Origin of the sequence: Bradyrhizobium sp. LMTR 3 (assembly GCF_001693485.1) — a bacterium.
In the GTDB taxonomy this organism is placed as follows: Bacteria; Pseudomonadota; Alphaproteobacteria; order Rhizobiales; family Xanthobacteraceae; genus Bradyrhizobium.
This window is the reverse complement of the sequence record NZ_MAXC01000007.1, coordinates 1-15402: the sequence shown is the minus strand read 5'-3', so window position 1 is coordinate 15402 and position 15402 is coordinate 1. Positions and strand designations below refer to the sequence as shown.

At 62.9% G+C, this 15402-nt stretch carries 16 protein-coding genes; 11 read left to right on the top strand and 5 right to left on the bottom strand.

The genetic code is table 11. The features are described 5' to 3' along the window. The first annotated feature begins 11 nt into the window (after window positions 1–11). From LMTR3_RS06135 to LMTR3_RS06125, 3 genes are read left to right on the top strand one after another with little or no spacing between them, the layout of a single operon-like run. Window positions 12–1334, top strand: a complete 1323-nt coding sequence (locus LMTR3_RS06135) for a glycosyltransferase family 87 protein (RefSeq protein ID WP_245319778.1) — start codon at window positions 12–14, stop codon at window positions 1332–1334. 6 nt (window positions 1335–1340) lie between these two features. Further along, on the top strand, window positions 1341–2756 hold the full coding sequence (locus tag LMTR3_RS06130; RefSeq protein WP_065744199.1) for a M20/M25/M40 family metallo-hydrolase: 1416 nt from the start codon (window positions 1341–1343) through the stop codon (window positions 2754–2756). Window positions 2757–2764: 8 nt separating this feature from the next. After that, window positions 2765–3223 carry a DUF6789 family protein gene (locus tag LMTR3_RS06125; protein WP_065744198.1) on the top strand — a complete coding sequence of 153 codons (459 nt, stop codon included), beginning with the start codon at window positions 2765–2767 and terminating at the stop codon, window positions 3221–3223. Between the two features lie 260 nt (window positions 3224–3483). On the opposite strand, the gene LMTR3_RS06120 is transcribed toward LMTR3_RS06125, so the two are convergent. Continuing rightward, window positions 3484–4467 (bottom strand): NAD-dependent epimerase/dehydratase family protein, encoded by a 984-nt coding sequence (locus LMTR3_RS06120; RefSeq protein ID WP_065744197.1) that lies wholly within the window; start codon window positions 4465–4467, stop codon window positions 3484–3486. A 107-nt stretch (window positions 4468–4574) separates the two neighbouring features. Continuing rightward, on the bottom strand, window positions 4575–6224 hold the full coding sequence (locus LMTR3_RS06115) for a glycosyltransferase family 39 protein (protein WP_065744196.1): 1650 nt from the start codon (window positions 6222–6224) through the stop codon (window positions 4575–4577). Between the two features lie 347 nt (window positions 6225–6571). Between LMTR3_RS06115 and LMTR3_RS06110 the strand changes: the two genes are divergently transcribed. Beyond that, the gene (locus LMTR3_RS06110; RefSeq protein WP_065744195.1) at window positions 6572–7462 is read left to right on the top strand and encodes a hypothetical protein; all 891 of its coding nucleotides are present in this window, start codon (window positions 6572–6574) and stop codon (window positions 7460–7462) included. 172 nt (window positions 7463–7634) lie between these two features. Beyond that, complete coding sequence (locus tag LMTR3_RS06105; RefSeq protein ID WP_065728006.1) at window positions 7635–8048, top strand: Ros/MucR family transcriptional regulator; 414 nt, start codon at window positions 7635–7637, stop codon at window positions 8046–8048. Between the two features lie 21 nt (window positions 8049–8069). On the opposite strand, the gene LMTR3_RS06100 is transcribed toward LMTR3_RS06105, so the two are convergent. Together LMTR3_RS06100 and LMTR3_RS06095 are read right to left on the bottom strand one after the other, a co-directional pair. Continuing rightward, window positions 8070–8498 (bottom strand): SufE family protein, encoded by a 429-nt coding sequence (locus tag LMTR3_RS06100; protein WP_065744194.1) that lies wholly within the window; start codon window positions 8496–8498, stop codon window positions 8070–8072. A gap of 82 nt (window positions 8499–8580) precedes the next feature. Next, window positions 8581–9012, bottom strand: a complete 432-nt coding sequence (locus LMTR3_RS06095) for a DUF5330 domain-containing protein (RefSeq protein WP_065744321.1) — start codon at window positions 9010–9012, stop codon at window positions 8581–8583. A 422-nt stretch (window positions 9013–9434) separates the two neighbouring features. On the opposite strand from LMTR3_RS06095, the gene LMTR3_RS06090 reads away from it, so the two are divergent. From LMTR3_RS06090 to LMTR3_RS06080, 3 genes are read left to right on the top strand one after another with little or no spacing between them, the layout of a single operon-like run. After that, window positions 9435–11270, top strand: coding sequence for an ATP-binding protein (locus LMTR3_RS06090; RefSeq protein ID WP_065744193.1), 1836 nt, complete (start codon window positions 9435–9437; stop codon window positions 11268–11270). Further along, complete coding sequence (locus LMTR3_RS06085; protein WP_141686491.1) at window positions 11254–11988, top strand: peptidoglycan-binding domain-containing protein; 735 nt, start codon at window positions 11254–11256, stop codon at window positions 11986–11988. The genes LMTR3_RS06090 and LMTR3_RS06085 overlap by 17 nt, the downstream gene beginning before the upstream one ends. A 33-nt stretch (window positions 11989–12021) precedes the next feature. Then, the gene (locus tag LMTR3_RS06080; protein WP_028348916.1) at window positions 12022–12366 is read left to right on the top strand and encodes a DUF1491 family protein; all 345 of its coding nucleotides are present in this window, start codon (window positions 12022–12024) and stop codon (window positions 12364–12366) included. 13 nt (window positions 12367–12379) lie between these two features. Here LMTR3_RS06080 and LMTR3_RS06075 read toward each other — a convergent pair whose 3' ends face one another. Then, window positions 12380–13357 (bottom strand): DUF2336 domain-containing protein, encoded by a 978-nt coding sequence (locus tag LMTR3_RS06075; protein WP_065744192.1) that lies wholly within the window; start codon window positions 13355–13357, stop codon window positions 12380–12382. Window positions 13358–13597: 240 nt separating this feature from the next. On the opposite strand from LMTR3_RS06075, the gene LMTR3_RS06070 reads away from it, so the two are divergent. The 3 genes from LMTR3_RS06070 to LMTR3_RS06060 all read left to right on the top strand — a co-directional run bounded on the left by LMTR3_RS06070 (window position 13598) and on the right by LMTR3_RS06060 (window position 15257). Then, the gene (locus LMTR3_RS06070) at window positions 13598–13798 is read left to right on the top strand and encodes a hypothetical protein (RefSeq protein WP_065744319.1); all 201 of its coding nucleotides are present in this window, start codon (window positions 13598–13600) and stop codon (window positions 13796–13798) included. A gap of 16 nt (window positions 13799–13814) precedes the next feature. Next, on the top strand, window positions 13815–14588 hold the full coding sequence (locus LMTR3_RS06065) for a hypothetical protein (protein ID WP_065744191.1): 774 nt from the start codon (window positions 13815–13817) through the stop codon (window positions 14586–14588). A 183-nt stretch (window positions 14589–14771) separates the two neighbouring features. Beyond that, a complete protein-coding gene (locus tag LMTR3_RS06060) occupies window positions 14772–15257 on the top strand; it encodes a TIR domain-containing protein (protein WP_065744190.1) in 486 nt (161 codons plus the stop codon). The last annotated feature ends 145 nt before the right edge of the window (window positions 15258–15402 follow it).

The window sequence follows — 15402 nt, the reverse complement described above, 5'->3', positions numbered from 1 at the left end:
GGAACGAGCGTGTGCTGAGATATCCATCGCTGCGAAGGCCGCTCGATCTGCTGTTTCTGGTATGTTGCATCGCGCTGACCGCCGACGTGCTGGTCCCGGAAATCTGGGGCAACGGCAAGACCAAGGACTATCCGCTCTGGTTCTGGGCAGGTCAGCAAGTGCTGCAGGGCAAGAATCTTTACCCTGACGACCCCGCCGCCTATTTCGAATTCATCTATCCGCCGTTACCGGCGGTGCTGCTGGCGATCCCGAGCTTTTTCGGCAAGATCCCGCTTTATCTCATCCTGTCGTTTCTCAACATCGCCGCATGGTGGATAACGGCGCAATTATCGCACGCGATGGCGGGATCGGGGAAGAAGCCCGGGCCATGGCTGGAAGCACTGCCTGGCTTGGTCACCGTCACCTTCGTGTTCGACATGTTCGACCTCGGCCAGCCCAATCTCGTGCTGCTGGCGCTGATGCTCTACGGGTTCTGGCTGCTGCGCGATCACCGCGGCTGGATGGCGGGAAGCATGTTTGCGCTCGCTACCGCGATCAAGGTGTTTCCGGTCGCGGTGTTGCCCTATCTGGTGTGGCGACGACAGTGGGCGGCAGCCGCGAGCATGCTGGTTTTCATCGGCCTGTTCCTGTTCGTGCTGCCGGCGCCGTTTCGCGGCTTCCAGCACAATTTTACGGAACTGAGGACCTGGTACCAGGGCATGGTGGGTTCGAGTTCGGAGAAGGGGTTCGGGCAGCGCGACGCGCAGAACTGGTCGTGGGTCAACCAGTCGGTCATCGCGGTGACGCACCGGCTGACGCGGCCGGTCAACTACAACCAGGACAATCCGGCCAAACCCGTGCGCACGATGAACATCATCGACGTCGATTTCAGGACGGCGAACTGGATCGTCGTGGCGATCTCGCTCGCGATCGGGCTCGGCTATCTTGCTATCATGCCGCCGGCCTCGCGCCGCACGGAACGGTCGGATGCGGAAGAGATCGGCATCCTATTTTGCCTGATCACGGTCGCTTCGCCGCTGGCCCGACAATACTACTTCCTGTGGCTGTTCTTCCCGATCACTGTTTTGGTCCACCGCGCCGCTTACGATCCGCGCCCGGCGGTCAAAACCGGAACTTGGGCGTTGCTTGCCATTGCGGGCGGCTTGCTGTGCCTGTCGCTGCCGCTGTTTCCGGTTGATCTGCAGGCCTATGGCAACAATCTCGCCGCTACCATTCTGCTCGTGGCGGGGCTGGTCTGGCACATATTGCGTCCGCCTGCCGAAGACGTTGTCTTGCCTCAGGCCACGGGCAAGCTACAACTTGACGCTAACAACAAGGCTCACAGCCAGGGATAATAAGCCATGTCGAACGCCAAGATCCAGCCGGTCCTCGATCACATCGACGCTGATTTCGACAACAGCCTCGAACGGCTGTTCGCGCTGTTGCGGATCAAGTCGATCTCGGCCGATCCGGCTTTTGCCGGCGATTGCAAGGCGGCCGCCGATCATCTGGCGAAGGATATCGCGACACTCGGCTTCAAGGCCGAGGTGAGGCCGACGGCGGGGCATCCCGCGATCGTTGCCAAGGACAACGACAAGGCGAACGGCAGCGGCGACGGCCGGCCGCACGTCCTGTTCTACGGGCATTACGATGTGCAGCCCGTCGATCCGCTCAATCTGTGGCACCGGCCGCCATTCGAGCCCGTTGTCACCGACCATGCCGACGGCCGCAAGATTATCGTCGCGCGCGGCGCGGAGGACGACAAGGGCCAGTTGATGACTTTCGTCGAGGCCTGCCGCGCCTGGAAGAAGGTCACAGGGTCGCTGCCGGTCGACATCACGATCATCATCGAGGGCGAGGAGGAAATCGGATCGAAAAACTTCGTGCCGTTCCTGGAAGCGAACAAGGCTGATCTGAAGGCCGACTTCGCACTGGTCTGCGACACCGGCATGTGGGATCAGAACACGCCGGCGATCACGACTTCGCTGCGCGGGCTCGTCTATGACGAGGTCAAGATCAAGGCGGCCAATCGCGACCTGCATTCCGGCATTTTCGGCGGCGGCGCGCGCAACCCGATCCGGGTACTGACCAACATTCTCGGCGGCCTGCATGACGAGAACGGCCACATCACCATTCCCGGATTCTACGATGGCGTAAAAGACCTGCCGCCGGATATCCTGGCGCAGTGGAAGAACCTGAACCTCACGCCGGAGTCATTCCTGAAGCCGATCGGTCTTTCCATTCCGGCCGGTGAAAAGGATCGCCTGCTGATCGAGCAGGTTTCCTCGCGCCCGACCTGTGACATCAACGGCATCATCGGCGGCTATACCGGCGAGGGCTCCAAAACGGTAATCCCGGCGGAAGCTTCGGCCAAGGTTTCGTTCCGGCTGGTGGAGGGGCAAGACCCGGAAAAGATCCGCAAAGCCTTCCGCGACTATGTCCGGGCGCGCGTGCCTGCCGACTGCAAGGCCGAGTTCACCGACCATTCCAACGCGCCGGCGATCGCGCTCGACTGGAACATGAAGCCGCTGGCGGCCGCCAAGCGCGCGCTGACGGACGAGTGGGGCAAGGAAGCGCTCCTGATCGGTTCCGGCGCCTCGATCCCGATCGTCGCCGATTTCAAGCGCACGCTCGGCCTCGACACCGTGCTGGTCGGCTTCGGCCTCGACGACGACAACATCCATTCGCCGAACGAGAAGTACGACCTGAAGAGCTATCACAAGGGCATCCGCTCCTGGGCGCGGATCCTGGGCGCGTTCGCGGAGACGCCGCGCTAGCGCGGCGCATGGCCGGGCATTGGATATGGAAAGCGGCTATCGCAGGTTTCTGCGGTAGCGCCGCTCATACGCTTTTGATGTACTTGAAATCGCGGACTGGACTGCTTCCTGCCTTTCAACCCTACGAAAACCTGCAGGTTGCGCTTGGTCGTCTCACGGGCGGTCGGGTCCATCCATTGATTCCCTGGGCGCTCTCGTTCTTGAACGGTGCGACGATTCTCGGTTTCCTTTTCGGGCGGGTTTACCCGTGGCTGCCCGGCAAAGGCGGCGCGGCCAAGGGAGCGACGTTCGGAATCTTCGGCTGGGTCCTGATGGGATTCATATTCTTCCCCCTGTTGGGGTTGGGGCTGTTCGCCACCGCGCTCGACCTCGGCCTCGAGCCCGCTTTGTTTTCGCTGATGATGCTCCTGACTTACAGCATCGTTCTCGGGGTCGTGTACGCCGCGCTGAATTCCTGGCATCCATAATAAAAGCGCCGCCCGGGATTGGACGGCGTTTTGATTCCGAGCGGTAGGGTGGGCAAAGGCGCTCTTGCGCCGTGCCCACCACTCTCTCCGCGCGATTGGTTTGAATTGTGGGCACGCTTCGCTTTGCCCACCCTACGATACGCCCAAATAAAAACGCCGCCCGGGATTGGACGACGTTTTGATTCCGAGACGTGTAGAGGGTGTGTGACAGGCAGTTTAGCGCATCCGCGCAGCTTGTCCACCCGATACTCTCGCCGCGCTCACTCTACCGGGTAGGGTCCCTCGCGAAAGACGCGGTCGTGATAGCCCTTGCTGCCGATCTCCCGCGCGAGTGGACTGCGGATATCATCGCCGGCCGGCAGCCGCGCAATCAGCGCGCGGAAATCGTGGCGCGGTTGCCAGCCGAGTTCGGCACGCGCGCGGTCGTTGACGTAGACGCGATCGATGCCTGGAATCATCGTCCAGCCGCGCCGCGCAAATTCAGCCTCAAACTCCGGCACGTAACGGCGGACCACCCGCGGCGCGTCGTTGCGCAGTTCCGCCGTGTCGTTCCGCGAGAATGGTGTGGTGGCACTGATGATGTATTTCGCGAAACCGGCCGATGGCGCACGGTCGGCCGCCATCAGATGCGCGCTGACCACGTCTTCGATATCGACGCGGCGATAGAGGAACTCGTTGGTCTTGATGTTGGCGTCGGTGTAGGCCTCGCGCGTCGCGCGATTGTCATCCTCTTCAGGGAAGAAGCGCGAGGTGCGCAGCACGACGGTGCGAAGCGCGTGATTGCGTGCAAAGAGCTGGCACAGATCCTCCGCGGCAGCCTTGGTGACGCCATAGATATTTTTCGGCACCGCCGTGACATCTTCGGTGATCCAGGCCGCCGGCTCGCCCGGCGGTGGCACCAGCGCCTCGCCGAAGACGCTGGTGGTGCTGGTGTAGACGAACGTCGTGACGCCGGCTGCGGCGGCCTCTTCGAGCAGATTAAGCGTGCCTGATATGTTGACGTCGATAAATTCCTGGCGGCTGTGGGTCGCCACATGCGGCTTGTGCAGCGTCGCGGCGTGCAGCACGGTCGTGGCGCCCTTCATGCAATGGCGCACGAAAGCGCGGTCAGTAATCGAGCCCAAATGGTGCGTAAACACGCCGGGCAGAACGTCAATGCCGATGGCCTTGCGCCGCTGCGCCTGCAGCGTACGCATCAGCGCCTCGCCGAGATGGCCGGAACTGCCGGTCACCAGTACGGTCACGCCGCCATAACCTTTCGTGCGCTCGGGAATTGTTGATTTTCGAGAGCGACCTTAGCCCTGCGGCAGCTCAGCAACAAGGCGCGGCCGGGCGCGGCTGTTATGCGGGATCAGGGCGCCGGAATCGCCAACAGCGTCGAGATGGCGCGGCCGCGGATGTCGTAGACGCGCGCGAACACGACGTCGTCGCGCTTGATTTCCACCATGACCGGCGCAGTGAGGCCTTTGCAGTAGAACTCGCCCAGCGTCATCGCGAAATCGGCGGACTGGCTGTCCCAGCCGATCGTGAAGTCCGGGCCGAGCGCTACCTGCGCCGGGCGCTGCGGGCCGCACACCGCGACCTTCCACTTGCGTCCCAGTGGAGGAAATTCCTGCCGTTCGACCAGCTCCTCGCGCAGACCGTCGGAAGCCTGCTTCAGCGCCAGCCCCCAGTAATCCAGCATAAACATCTTGTCGGCGCCGCGAACCGTGCCGGCAATGTGATTGAAATGGGTGTATTCATAAGGGTGCAGGCGGATCATCTCGCTGAGTGGCAGCAGCAGGCCGAACGTGAACACCGCCAGTGCGGCCGGTTGCCAGCGGCGGTGATTGTTCTTCAGCCAGTTCATACCCCAGGCGAACGATGCGCCGGCTAGCACGGCCATCGGCGGGATCACGAAAACGAAATGTCGGATGCCGTTGTAGAGCGCCGGCCGCTTCACCATCGCGATCACCAGCGGCAGGCTGGCCGCCAGCGTCAGCATCAGGAAGATGGTCTTGCGGCGCGCTGTCACGTCCACGCGCGACAGCGACATGAAGGTGCCGACGACGCCAGCGAACAGAAGCGCGAGCAATATCTCGGGAAGCTGCAGCGCAAACAGCGTCGGCAAGTAGGACCACGGCATGTCGGGCACCGAGACCAGCGCGCCGTCGAACATTTCCTTCCAGGGCTTTTCGAAGAAATGCGAGAAATAGGTCAGCGCCTGGAACGGATGGCCGGGCTCCATGATCGACCACGGCCACACCAGGCCCATGATCAGGTATCCAAACACGAGCCCCGGGACCAGGACGTACACGACATGGGCGAAGCGGCGGATCGCCTCGCGCGAACCTTGCGTGCGAACGTCCTCGATCAACAGCGGGACGAAGCCCACCATCGCATAGACCATCGCCAGCCCGCCGAGAATCCGACAGCCGATCGAAAGGCCGGCGCCGAGGCCTATGATCAGGATGGTACGCGGTGAGGGCGAGGGATACTCCTCGGCGAGGCGCACCAGACCCAGGATCAGGATCACCATCGAGACGGCAAACGGCGCGTCCTTCGGGTTCATGAACATGTGCCCGTAGAAGGTCGGGCACAGCGCCAGCAGCAGCAGCGTCGCGAGCCCGGCGAGCGGGCCGCCGACGCGCCGCGCCAGCCGCCAGGTCACGGCAAGGCCGATCAGCCCGACGACGGCGCCGAGCAGGCGGCGCGTTTCGAACAATTCGAGCGGAATGATCTTGTGCAGCAGGGCCGCCGCCATGTCGAAGCCGCCGCCATACATGTAGAGATTGGCGAACGACAGCGCGCCGGTGTCCTTGAAACCGGAACCGTACATCCGCAGCAGCAGATCGGCATATTCGGCGTGCGTGTAGTCGTCCCAGCCCAGTCCATAGTCGCGGAAGGTCAGGCCAGCAACGAGCGTGACAACGGCCAACGCGAAGATGGCGAGGTCGTCACAGGTCCGCTCCATCGAGCGCCGCGCAGGCGTATCGAGAGCAGAAGTCGTAATGGATGACATGGCGATTGGTAACCCAGCGTCCCCTATGGCCCAGCGTGGATATTCTTGAGCCTCATTCCCCGGGTACCCATATAGCGCAGTTCCATTACCAAGTAATTGGGAATTGTGGCGTAAATCCCTGATGCAATGCAACAAAAGGGCAGTAATTGGTAGACGGTAAAGTTACGGGCGCTGGAGTGAACGGCACCTGAATGGCACGAAACACCTGCGAGAAAGGATTCCTGCAACCGAACAACGCCATGCGGAACCCAGTGTGCAATTGGCGGGGTGGCGATGCGCACAATATGACGGTATCGTGGCGTTGGGCGGCTTGCGAGCGTTTCGGGCGCGGCTGAGGGGTTAGTTCAATGATGGTTGTTATGTTGGTCGCCGGGATCGGCCTCGTTTTGTCGGGGCTGCTGGCGATCGGCTTCGGGATCCCGATCAAGGAATTCAGCACCGGCAACACGCTGATCATCGCTGGCGTAATCGGCGTCTGCACCGGCGCGATCATGCTCGCGCTCTGGATCGCGGTCCGCGAGCTGAAGACCGTTGCGCGGCGGCTCGGCGCCAGTATGGCTGAAGCGCGCGGCGAGGCCGCGGTGCGGTCGGTGCTTCCTGCTGCCGCGACGCGGGATTCCGCTGCCTTCGGCGGCGGTTTCCCGGCTGCCGAACAGTCCACTGGTCCCGGACCGTTCTCCCCAACGGCACCGCCGCCTTTCTCGCCAGCAGCGCCGCCGCCTTGGCAGAACGAGGCTGTCCTGCGCGATCACCCGATCCCGGAGCCGACACACCCCGAACCGCCACCATCGGCTCCGAAACCGAAACGCAATTTGCTGTTTTCCTCGACGTCGCGAAGAGAGCGCGAGCGCGCGCAGGGGCGCGCCAGTGAGCCGCTGCCGCCGGACCTTCTGTCATCGGACCTTCGTTCCAACCCACCCGCCGTGCCGCCGGCCGAGCCGGACGAACCGCCACGGGCGTCGTTCGAGGATGCCTGGCCGAAAGCGGAGCGCGCAAGATCCGGCGAAACCCCGCTGCAACGCCGCGGCGGCCGCACTCCCCCGGCGTTCGCGGAAACCAATGGCGGACCGCCGCGCACGGAGGATCAGCCGGCGGTGACAGTGCTGAAGTCCGGCGTCGTCGATGGCATGGCCTATTCCCTCTACTCCGACGGTTCGATCGAGGCCCAGATGCCGGAGGGGATGATGCGCTTCGCCTCGATCGACGAACTGCGCGCGCATCTCGATCAGCGGTCCTGAACCGGCAATACTTGTCGGGCGGCGACTATTGGAAATAAAGCGGCGCCGTTCTTGTCAATTTCCCGGCACTTCGTTCATATACGCCAAGTTGTACAAGATGCCGCCGGTGTATAGGCGCGGTTGGATACTGTCCGAACCGTACAGATGCATCGTGATCCCAGAAGGTTGAGCCATGACCGATCCCGCAGGCAAGACGCCCGTCGAACTGACTGCCAATATCGTATCGGCCTATCTCAGCAACAATCCGACCCAGGCCTCGGAAATCCCGAACTTGATCAGCCAAGTCCATGCCGCGCTGATGCGGGTGTCGAGCGGCCGGCCCGAGACGCCGCTCGAGCCAGCCAAGCCGGCCGTGTCGGTGAAGAAGTCGATGACGCCGGAATATCTGGTCTGTCTGGAGGACGGCAAGCGCTTCAAGTCGCTGAAGCGCCATCTGCGCACGCAGTACAACATGACGCCGGAGCAATACCGCGACAAATGGGGGCTGCCGCCGGATTATCCCATGGTGGCGCCGAACTACGCGGTGGCGCGTTCGCAACTCGCCAAGAAGATGGGACTTGGCCAGCAGGCGCGGAAGCGGAAGTAAGCCCGGTCAATGCGACCGTATCTACGAGGCCGCGGCAAGCGCCTCGCGCGCGTCGGAGCGGATGCGCTCGACCATGGAGCGTAGGCCGTTGGAACGCTGCGGCGTCAGGTGCTCGCGGAATCCGAATTCGTCGAATACCGCGAGCGCATCGGTTGAAAGGATGTGCTGCGGCGTGCGGCCGGAATAGAGCGTGAGCAGAATCGCGATCAGGCCGCGCACGATGTGAGCGTCGCTGTCGCCCAGATATTTCAGCCTCGGTTCGCCGTTGCCGCTGCGGTCGATCTGCCTGGAAAGCCAGACCTGGCTGACGCAGCCATTGACCTTGTTCTCGGTGGAATGCTCGGCCTCCGGCATCGGGTCGAGGGTGCGGCCGAGTTCGATGACGTACCGGTAGCGGTCGTCCCACTCGTCAAGCAGTTCGAAATTGTCCCTGATTTCGTCGATCGTCATCTTGGCCCGCGTCCGTTCTCGTAAGTCTTATATAGGATGCGGATTGAACGAAAGCGACGGAAACGGAACCGGTTCCGCGGCCTTATTTTGAAGCCAACGGCATCCGCGGCATCCGCCATTCGATCGCCATATCGTCCTCCGTCAGCGCATCAGTGGGCGAGGCGGCCGCGGTTACCGCCTCGGCGTCGCCGGCGGTGCCGATCGAACTGGTATGGTCGGGCTTCTTGTCCGGGACGGCGGGCGGCTCGGGCTTCTTGTCGGTGATGATCTTGTACAATTGGCGGGCGCCGTCCTGGGCGCGCTGGCCGAGCGCCGTGGCGGCCTGGCCACCGACCTCGCAGGCCGCCGGCTGGCGCTTGCAGAACTGACCCATGTCGGAGACGGCGGCGGTCGCAGCCGATACGGCCTCGGACGCGCCGATCTGCGGCACCTTGTCCGATTCAGGCGTCTTTTCTCTGGGCAACAGCACGAGCACGAGCCCGAGCCAGAATGCCATGCGAAGCAGAAAAAACATCTCGCGACCCCGGTCGTGTCTTATGGTTGTGTTGCGGTTAAGTCCGCTGGCTTTGTTTTTGACTAACAGCCCTCGATAAATCGCAAGTGTTTGCATTGAGGTAAAATCGCCGAAAATTTTCTGAAAACCGCAACGATTCGATTCGGCGTAAATTTTCGATTGACGACCACCGCCGCGCGAAAATTCGCGCCGCTCGCGCATCCACCATTTCGAAACCATAGTTCGATCGCGCTGGAAACCTGTCGTTCACCATCCGGGTCGAATGACCGTCGCGTGAGACGTCAAACCTCCGCGGATGCGCGTTGTGGGTCGGCCATGCGCCGGGCCTTAGCGTTCGCTTAAGCTCACTCTGACACGGTGGCGCAAAGATAAGGGGGCGTTCCGGCGCGTCTGTCTGACGAACAAGCCGAAGCGCGAGAGCCGTGATTGTTTTGAGTATCATCCGCGATTGTCTCGATGCGCTGCTGCATCCCTCGGCACGATATGATGCGCTGACGCGTGCACGTCATCGCACTTTCATCGCGCCGCGGCTGCTCGGCAGCCTGGTGGCGCTCGCGGCCTTTCCGGTCTATCTGGCGATGCGCGGGGCGCCCACGGCGCTCGAGGTCGCCGCCTTCGGCTGGCTGATCGCACCCATCCTGTTGTCCTGGTTCCTGTCGCGCACCGGCCGCTACGAGGGCGCGCATATGCTGTCCGCGCTGGCGCTGGCGGGCCTTGTCATGATGGTCGCCGTGACCACCGGCGGTATCGAATCGTTCGCCGCGGTCTGGCTCATCGTCGTTCCCCTGGAAGCGGCGCTGTCGGCCTCGCGCCGCGTGGTCTTGTTTGCCTCTGCGCTTGCGCTGTCATGCGCCGTCGCGCTGATCGCGCTCGGGCATTTTCACCTGCTGCCGATGGCGGAGCCGAACGCGGCGCTGCGCGGCGTCCTGATGGGTGCCGGCGTTGCTTCGGCGACGCTCTATGCGGCAGGACTGGCCGTTAGCGCGGAATCGCTGGCGCGTACTTCCGTGTCGCTGCTCTATCTCGAGGAAGACCGCTACCGTCTGCTTGCGCGAAACATGAGCGACGTTATTTCGCGTCACAACCGCAGCGGCGCCGTGGAGTTCATTTCGCCGGCGGCGGAAGCCATGCTCGGTACGCCGGGCGCCCGGCTCACCGGCCATGGGCTGTTCGACCGCGTCCATGTTGCCGATCGTCCGGCCTATCTCACGGCCCTGTCGGATGCAGCGCGCGGCAGCGAGCAGCGCAGCGTCGAATTCCGCCTGCGCCGCGACGCGGGCCGCGGCCAGAACGCTTCCGCCGATTTTATCTGGGTCGAGATGCGTTGCCGACCGCTCGAGCAGGTTTCGCCCGAGGCCGAGGTCGTCGCCGTGATGCGCGACGTCACCGACCGCAAGATCCAGGAGCAGGCCCTTGAAACGGCGCGCACCGCCGCCGAGCAGGCGGATGCCTCCAAGACGCGGTTCCTGGCTACCATGAGCCACGAACTGCGCACGCCGCTGAACGCCATCATCGGCTTCTCCGAGATGATCGTGCACGAAGAGGCGATGATGATCGACGCCGCGCGCCGCAGGGAATATGCGCAGTTGATCAACGATTCCGGCCAGCATCTGTTGTCGGTCGTCAACGGCATCCTCGACATGTCCAAGATGGAAACCGGCAATTTCGAAATTTCGCCGGAGCCGTTCGCGCCGCGCGCGGCACTGTTGCACTGCTGCAATTTGCTGGCGCTGAAGGCGCGCGACAACGGCGTCGATCTGATCACCCGAGCAGCGGAGGACTTGCCCGTGATGAACGGCGATCCCCGCGCGTTCAAGCAGATCGCGCTGAACCTCATCACCAACGCCATCAAGTTCACCGAGCGGGGCGGCAGCGTGACGGTTTCCGCCGCGGTCGAGGGATCGCGGCTGATGCTGAGTGTCACCGATACCGGGGTCGGTATCGCCGCCGAGGATCTCGCGCGGATCGGCGATCCGTTCTTCCAGGCCGGCAAGACCTATCAGCGCAAGCACGAAGGCACCGGCCTCGGCCTGTCGATCGTCAAGGGTCTGGTTGGATTGCACAACGGCGAGATGAACGTGCAGAGCAGGCTCGGCGAGGGTACCACGGTGGCTGTTACCTTGCCCCTTGACTTTGCGCCTTCGCTGACCACTTCGAACAACGTCGCGACGCTGAAGCCGGCGCTGCGACCCGAATCTCAGGATCCCGAATCTCAGGATGAAGTCGATCAGGTGAAGAAACGTGCCCAGGCGCATTGACGACGATGACGAGATGCCGCGCCGCCGCCGTCGCGGCGCGAAAGCGGTTGCGATCGAAGCGGAGGAAGAGCGCGGCCTCGTGATGCGCATTCTCCTGCACAGTCCGAAAGACATGATCGCGGGCCTGCTCGCGGCTGCCGCAATCTGCGCCATTGTCGCCAACGCGCTGTTCCTGCAGGCCGGTCGCCATCCCTCGCCGATGTTCGGCTCAGTCGTGACGCTGCCGGCGCCGCAAGCTGCCGTCGTGAGTCCGCTGCCGCGCCCGCGCCCGCTCGAAATAACAAGGCCGGTCGATTCTGATCCGCCGGAAATCAGGCCGGTCGAGGTGAGGGGCGCCGATCCCAAACACATCGAGATCAAGAACGCCGAGCCCAGGAACAACGATACCAGGAACAACGATTCCAAGAACGCCGATCCGATGGCCAATCTGGTGGTCAAGTCGACCGGCGCGCCCGCCGCGGCCCCTTCCAATGTGGTGCGACCGCCGGCGCCGATTCCGGCGAATGGGCAAAGCGCCGGCGCGCGCCGCGTCGCGGCGGTGCAGCGCGCACTGACGCAATATGGCTACGGCCAGTTGAAGCCGACCGGCGCGGTCGGTGCGGACACCCAGGCCGCGATCTCGAAATTCGAACGCGACCGCAAGCTGCCGGTGACCGGCCAGATGTCCGATCGGCTGGTGAAGGAGCTCACGGCGATGATCGGGCACCCGATCGACTAGCATCTGTCCGCTCGTCGGCCTATCGTCGATCACATGCGATTGAAATCAAGCATCTGGGTGGCCGCTTACCTGCGCCGCTGCCAGAATGAGGGAATTTTTGGCGCTGTGCGCAAGCGCGGGGCTGAGGAGGCGGGGGCGGTTTTCGTCAAGGTGGCGCTGCTCGACGGCAACGCCATGCTGTATGCGCCTGCGCCGCAGACCGTCTATGACGAGAGCCGCCCGGCCGAGCGGCTGTTCGCGCCGGCCTCGCCGCAGCCGGTGCCCGAGCAATCCGTGGAGGAGCGTCTCGCCAAGGAACTCCGTTTCGATCCCGACGCCTGGATCGTCGAGACCGAAGACCGCGCAGGGCGGCACTTTCTCGATTTGGCCAAAGCCTAGAGGCGCCGAACGCCTAGCGCTTCGAGCCGTCGGTGCCGGTGCGTATGGCCGGCGCGATTCCAGGCTGCACCGCTGGACGTGTGTGCGAACCCGCCGCACGCGCGCGGTGCCGTTCTTCGTCGTACAGCGCGGCGCGATATTTGGCGCGGCTGACTGCCATGGTCGAGCCGCGCCATGCGGCCAGCATGACGAGCGCGGATCGTTCGCTCAAACGATCGTAAAGTCGCGACAAGCGATAGACGTTATGCACGGATGAGCCGAATTCCGGATTGAGGAACAGCAGCACGCGCTGGAAGATTGCGCTCGGCATGTCGAGCGCCTTTGCTGCGCATGCCAGCGGCTCGCCGCCGGGATCAGTGACAACTTGCGTTGCGATCCGCGATGGCAGGATCAGGGCGTCGCCGAGTTCGAGCGCGAAGTTTTCGGCGTCCTCGGCGAACGCGGCCATTTCCAGGATATGAAGCGCGCGGGCGGCGCGGGCTGCGGGAATTCGCGCCGAGGCCTTCAGCGGCGTATCGGCGAGATTGTGCAGGATCAGCGCGCGCTCGCCGGGACCGGCCGTGAAGAACATATCGCTGATTTCGGCAGCATCGTTGGGCCGCATTGCCAGGTTGGACGCCATTCGCAATTGCGCCTCGGTCGGCGGTTTCACCGTCGGCGCATCGGTCGGAGCGGCGGCAATCGAAGCCGCAAGCGGCAGCGGCTCGCCGGGATGCGCACGCCGCAGGCCGAGCCTGTCCATGACCTCGGCCGGTGTCGCCGGATAGATCGCGAGCCGCGCCCGCACCGCCGCGCGGGTGGCGTCGTCGACCTGGCCGATCAGGCGGGACGTCAGTTCGACGAACTGCCGCTCCTCATCGGCGGAATGGGCGCTGGTCTGGACATAAAGATCGGTCAGCACGCGCAGCAAGGTCGGGCGGATATCGACGCCCTCGCGGCGCGAGAGCGTCATCAGCCCGTCGAATCCCGGAAACAATGGAGCTGCGGTCATGGCAGGTGTACGCGACTTCGGTAATCCCTCGCGTCAGGTTACGTTAAGGCACTTTAAGAGTTGGTTAAGGAAAACAGCCCGTGAAGGAATCCGATAAAATGCGAACGTTCGGAGAGGTATGGAGTCCGAAACCCGTAACTGTACCGACTGCACAAATTAAGATGCCGTTAACCACGTTCTGTTCTGAATAATGGCATGTCGCCGGTCAAAATCGTGACCGCGGCAACCAGAGAGAACGGAATGGGCACCATCATTGAATTTCCGGCGGATGCGGCTTCGCGACGGCCGGGCTCAACCATGGATGGCGCTCCACGCGATGGCCTGGGAACCGTGCTGATCCTTCCCGTTATCCGCATCGAACGCGAAGCCGGCGAAACCGGCGACGGACGCGGGCCGGAAGAGGGGACGGCGCCCGGTCGCCGTCGCCGTCGGCGCCCCTGAACGACGGACGTTTGAAATGCCGGAGCTGCACCTCCCGATCCGGACCCCCGGGCTTCGGTCACTCCCGGCTCTCATGCTGCTTGTTGCGGGTGCAGCGCTCGGCGGCTGCAGCGGCGGCGATTTCGGCCGCACCCGTGCCGACATGCGTAACGACGACATGCACCGCTGGCTCGGCGCCGAGGCAACGGCCAGCGTCGGCCTAAGACCTTCGCATTTCCAACTCACCGAAAACGAACGCCAGCTTCGCGATCTCGCCTATCCCCTGATCGAACCGCCGCATTCGCGGCCCGCCTGGAAGAGTGTGTTCGGCGATTACCAGCCGCTGCCCTCGCCATGGCGGCAGAAGGTGGTGTTCGACCGCACCACCTACGGACGCGCTTTGATCGACGAGCCGCACCGCTCGCACACCTCGCGTTATCAGCAGTTGATCGAGGACGTTCGCAACGACATCACGAGGTTCGAACCGTTCTTTGCCTCCGCCATCCGCGTCATAGAACTCGACCGCAAGCGCAGCGCCAGCCTGAAGATGGTGTCGGAACTGTCGCCGCGCGAACAGGCCGATGCGATCGCGCGCATGGAAGAGAACACGCTGATCGTGCAGTGGGTCCAGCAATGCCTGGAGCGGCGTATCTCGTCGTATCGCTGGGCGCTGGAGCGGCTGGTGATCCAGACGCCCGATGGTATCGCAGCCGACGCCGACCGCCTGATCGGCGAACTCGCCGCGCAAACATCCAATCCGCCGGTCGCGGCGCAGCCCGTGATCGGGCGGGCGGTGACGGTGAAGGGGTAGGCTCGGGCGTCACTCAAAGCCGAAAAGTGCAATGTACTCGGCGATGTCCGATTTCCGCTCAGAAGGGGACATCTGGCCGGCTTTCAGCGAGTCTGCTTTGGGCCAGAGCCGGACGTTCGCGCCACCCTTGGCTGTCCTTTGGCAGAGGGATATGTATGGACCTGACTAGTGCGAGGTTCTCCGATGCCACAACGCGTCTTTTTCAGCTTCGATTTTGATCGCGATTTGCAGACGGCCCGGCAGGTGCGCGACGCTTGGGAATTGCACGGCAAAGGAGAGTCTTTGCCGCTCTATGATGCTGTCGAGTTTGAAGAAGCAACACAACGAGCAGGAGGTATAAACAACTGGATCGACGACCAGCTTCGGGAATGCTCTGTTGTTGCGGTGTTGGTTGGGTACGAGACGTACAAGAAACCGTGGATACTCTATGGGATTAGAAAAAGCGCTGAGTTAAACTTGGGTATTCTTGCAATTGATGTTCACAAGGTCCGCGACCCTCATGCTGGCACAGATATTTCGCACGGTCTGTGCCCGCTTGATTTTCTCAGACTGTCAATGACGAAATATCGACGATACGATTGGATGAGGCATGAAGGCGATCAAAACATCGCCGATTGGGTAGAATTTGCCGCAGAGGTAGTCCGTCCGAATGTTTATAAGTATCCGTAATTTCCGCTTTGGGTCAAAGGACTAAACCGCTCGCGCGGTAGGGCGCTGCGGCAGGCAGCACAGCTAACAGGATAGCGCAACGGGGCGTCCTGTCTTGAGATGAGGGGTTCGCAACCTTCACTCAAAACAGGAGCATCCCCATGAC

Excerpts from the sequence above, each read along its gene's own strand:
- LMTR3_RS06075 (WP_065744192.1), bottom strand. The coding sequence starts at position 13,357 with ATGACCGCAGCTCCATTGTTTCCGGGATTCGACGGGCTGATGACGCTC.
- LMTR3_RS06105 (WP_065728006.1), top strand. The coding sequence starts at position 7,635 with ATGACCGATCCCGCAGGCAAGACGCCCGTCGAACTGACTGCCAATATC.
- LMTR3_RS06070 (WP_065744319.1), top strand. The coding sequence starts at position 13,598 with ATGGGCACCATCATTGAATTTCCGGCGGATGCGGCTTCGCGACGGCCG.
- LMTR3_RS06060 (WP_065744190.1), top strand. The coding sequence starts at position 14,772 with ATGCCACAACGCGTCTTTTTCAGCTTCGATTTTGATCGCGATTTGCAG.
- LMTR3_RS06115 (WP_065744196.1), bottom strand. The coding sequence starts at position 6,224 with ATGTCATCCATTACGACTTCTGCTCTCGATACGCCTGCGCGGCGCTCG.
- LMTR3_RS06100 (WP_065744194.1), bottom strand. The coding sequence starts at position 8,498 with ATGACGATCGACGAAATCAGGGACAATTTCGAACTGCTTGACGAGTGG.
- LMTR3_RS06065 (WP_065744191.1), top strand. The coding sequence starts at position 13,815 with ATGCCGGAGCTGCACCTCCCGATCCGGACCCCCGGGCTTCGGTCACTC.
- LMTR3_RS06125 (WP_065744198.1), top strand. The coding sequence starts at position 2,765 with ATGGCCGGGCATTGGATATGGAAAGCGGCTATCGCAGGTTTCTGCGGT.
- LMTR3_RS06130 (WP_065744199.1), top strand. The coding sequence starts at position 1,341 with ATGTCGAACGCCAAGATCCAGCCGGTCCTCGATCACATCGACGCTGAT.
- LMTR3_RS06095 (WP_065744321.1), bottom strand. The coding sequence starts at position 9,012 with ATGTTTTTTCTGCTTCGCATGGCATTCTGGCTCGGGCTCGTGCTCGTG.
- LMTR3_RS06080 (WP_028348916.1), top strand. The coding sequence starts at position 12,022 with ATGCGATTGAAATCAAGCATCTGGGTGGCCGCTTACCTGCGCCGCTGC.
- LMTR3_RS06110 (WP_065744195.1), top strand. The coding sequence starts at position 6,572 with ATGATGGTTGTTATGTTGGTCGCCGGGATCGGCCTCGTTTTGTCGGGG.